The organism is Thiocapsa sp. (assembly GCF_022340925.1).
Lineage (GTDB): Bacteria > Pseudomonadota > Gammaproteobacteria > Chromatiales > Chromatiaceae > Thiocapsa.
The window spans coordinates 1-3317 of record NZ_JAJDNA010000035.1; the positions used below are offsets into that span (position 1 = coordinate 1).

2 protein-coding genes are annotated in these 3317 nt (G+C 65.0%); both read left to right on the forward strand.

Annotation, left to right across the window (positions count from 1 at the left end):
* Positions 1-1298, forward strand: a 1298-nt coding sequence (locus tag LJE61_RS04780) for a hypothetical protein (RefSeq protein WP_296917621.1), incomplete at its 5' end; no start/stop codon positions are given.
* Positions 1295-3317: hypothetical protein (locus tag LJE61_RS04785; protein ID WP_296917623.1), on the forward strand; the 2023-nt coding region annotated here is incomplete at its 3' end. The genes LJE61_RS04780 and LJE61_RS04785, both read left to right, overlap by 4 nt.

The following is a 3317-nucleotide window of genomic DNA, read 5'->3' on the forward strand; positions in this document are numbered from 1 at the left end:
AGGGGCCGGCCCCAGACCATCAGTTTGCCGCGTCGGTAACCGCGACCGCGATCATCGTCTACGTGGCGCTGCGGGTGCTGCGCGCGCGCTTCGCCGTCGGCGAGTCGGTGCCGAGGACGTTGATCTTGCGGATGCAGTCCGAGGGCAGGGGAGCACGGCGAGACGAGGATCTGTTCGCCGGCAGTCATGGCTTGTTTGCCGTTGCTCAGGCCGTGGAGCAGGTGCTTGGCACCGATGCCCCCGTGTTCATGCAGGGACTGGCGCTCGATGTCGCCGCATCGGAGCTGCGGTGGCAGCAGGGGGGCACCTTCTCCGCGTTGAAAAGTGCCTTCCCGATCCGGCTCGGGCATCCCACTCAGACATCCGGTAGCCCGGTGGCGTTGGTGAGCTATAGCACTCGACCCTGCGGTCGGGATCCGGCCGGTCATGACGGCGACCAGCACGTGTTCAGCGCCAGGACTTATCTCGCCGTTTCGAACGATGCATCGGGCGTCGATACCAGACGGGGGCTCCACCTTGCTCATGTGCGTAACCTCGTCCATGTGCAGTCGGCTCGGGAGTTCGAGAATCCGACGATCCTCCTCGAGGAGATTGCCAGGCTCTATACCCAAGGTTGTCGCCACATCATGCTGCTCTGGAATCACTTCGGGGCGCGCAGGATCGGTCGAGGCGCCAATCGGCACGCGCCCCATGCCAATCGGCGCTTCCTCGGCCGGCTGGCGCAGGAGTTTCCGGACGCGACTGTCTACACACTGAGCCTCGATGTCTTCCAGGCGACCCGAGTCACCAGCCGGCGGGATCTGGTCGGTCGCCACGCGTTCGAGGTCTCCAGGGTGCGTGAGCATGAGGCGTTCTGGGACGACGCGGAGTCGGGCTTGCGGGATGAGTTGATCGCCTTCTACACCTTCGCCACGCTGTCGGTCGTGGGTGACGAGCAGCGACGACCACAGTCGGGGTTCTGTACCTATTTTCTGGAGAGCTCGGCGCGGGCCGGCGAGGACCTGGAGTGGTCGCTGGCGGCGCAGACGAACCTAATCGGACAGAATCGTGACCCGGCGTTGCGGGACCTGCTGCTCGCCGTGCTGCGCGGCATGCACTACCTCCATGCCGAGCGCGAGCCGAAGGATGGGCAGTTGCGTCCCTGCCTGGCACCGCATCATTGGAGCGATCTCGGCAGCGCCGAGGCTGCGGGTGAGGTGGTGGTCATGCGCTCGCGGCGACGCGGTGACGTGGTGCTGTCGCTGCCGGCGGTCTTGGCACGGGTCGGGGCGGTGCTGCGCGCGCCGCGAGCAGCATGAACCGCATCATGCAGCCGGCGGAGGCCTGGGGCCACGTCTTTGAGATCGCGGTCAAGCGTGGCGTGCTCGCTTGCCTGATTCATCGGGGGCTCCTGGCAGCGGATCGCGCCGAGATCCAGCCCTGGCGCACCTTGCGTACCGCCAAGCTCTACAAGGGGGTGCAGCGTGCCTTGGACTGGCACGACGAGGCACGTTGCACCCTCTGTGACGGCGTTGTGCGCCATCTGCTCTTGCTGGGATACGGGATCGGCTGGACATGCATGCGGGAGTGGCTGAATCAAGCACCGAAGCGCCCCAAGCAACTTTGCTCGCTGTGGTGCCCGCTGTCCTTGCCGGGTGAAGACGAAGAGGGTGACCCGAGCCAGGCCTTCTGCTCGGCCTTCGGCATCGATGCGCGCACCAGTAGCCTGACGCATCAAGGCGGCCCAGCACGGTCGGATTTCACCGCCTTGTTCGGCGATGCAAGAGGCCGCCATCAGCAGCTTCTGGTGCTGGAGATCTCGTTGAACGCCCCGGTGGGCGCCCCGGACTTCTCCGATGAGCGGGCGCATGTCGATGAGCTTGGCCGCTATGCGCGACTGCTGGATCTGCGGGGCGTGTTCTCACACGTGCGTGCCGAGGTCGACGGATTGGACCTGGCCCTGTCTCCGGAGCTTTCCAATCATCTGACAGCCTTCTCCGGTCCGGACAAGCCCTTTCTGAAGCTATGCCAGGGTGCTTCCTATGCCTCGCGGACAGCGGGACTGCTCCCAGACCAGCCGGAGCGCCAATCGCTTCACGCCCAGGTGTTGGCTGTCACAGCTGGGGGTGTCGAGAGCCTGTCGGCGGACCTGACCCCCGGATCTTCCGATCCACGGGCCCAGTTCATGAAGGAGCTGGGTGCCGCGTACCGCCGCAAGCTGCGCGTGCCCGACGACGATGCCGAGGACCATCTGCTGTCGGAGATCCGCTCCGCATTTCATCGCCTGGTCCGGGGCTTGCCGAAGGCGATTCGACGCCAGCTCAAGGATATGGAGCAGGAGCCTGAGCCCGGAGAACCGATCGAATGGTCGTTCGAGGAGCCTCTGACCGAGTTTCATCGTCCGACCGACCTGTTCTCCGTGGACGAGGCGCTGGACCAGGTTCCCGATGATCCGAGGGTTGCGGAATTTCTGGGTGAGGATGCGCGCTCGATCCTTTCGCCCCTCCTGCGGCAGCGGAAAAAAGACGGGGTGGTGACGTTGCGGGACCTGCATGGTTCAGCCGTCGAGGCCGGACTTGCGGCGGCGAGACCCGGCAGGCTCAATCTACTGGTGCTGGAGGGGAATCCGGGCATCGGCAAGACCACCGCGGTGCAACGCTACCTGACCAGCGGGGACCGCGATGGATTCCTGATGCTGTACTTCAGTCCGCGCACGGTGATCAATCGGGATGTCACGGACAAGTTTGCCCGTGACGAAGATGGCAGGGCGACCGGCATCCTGACCGTCACCACCAACGGTAACCTGATCACCCAAGCCCCAAGTGCCTTCCGCGAGCTTTGTCCGGACAAGGCGCATCACCGTAGTATCGATGCGGCGGTTGTCGTCGACGGCGTGGACGGGGCGATCCTGCCCGAGAACACGAGCACCTGGTTCATCGGGCCGGAGATCGAGACGCAGCTCAAGGAGCGTTGGTATGCCCGGGGGCCGCGCAAGCGCGGATTGGACGAGCGCACCGAGGAGCTTCGCGGCGCCTATGTGCCCGGTGTCCTGAGAACGCTGGCGGGGGCAGCGGCTGCGCTCTCGGAGGTGAACCCGCATGCCAGGCGCCTGGTCTTGACGGCCTCGATTCAGAGCTATCGGCGCACGTCGACGGGCAGCACCATCAAGAGTCTGTCCCAGCTGTTTCGGTCCGATGCGAATACCCGACCCGGGTTGAATGAGCGCAGGCGGTTTGCCGAGCGCTTTCCCTCCATTGTCGTGATGGTTGACGAGATCGCTGGCGATGGTGCTGGTGCCTTGTTCGTCAAGGATGTCTGCCGTTGGCTCAGCGAGCAGT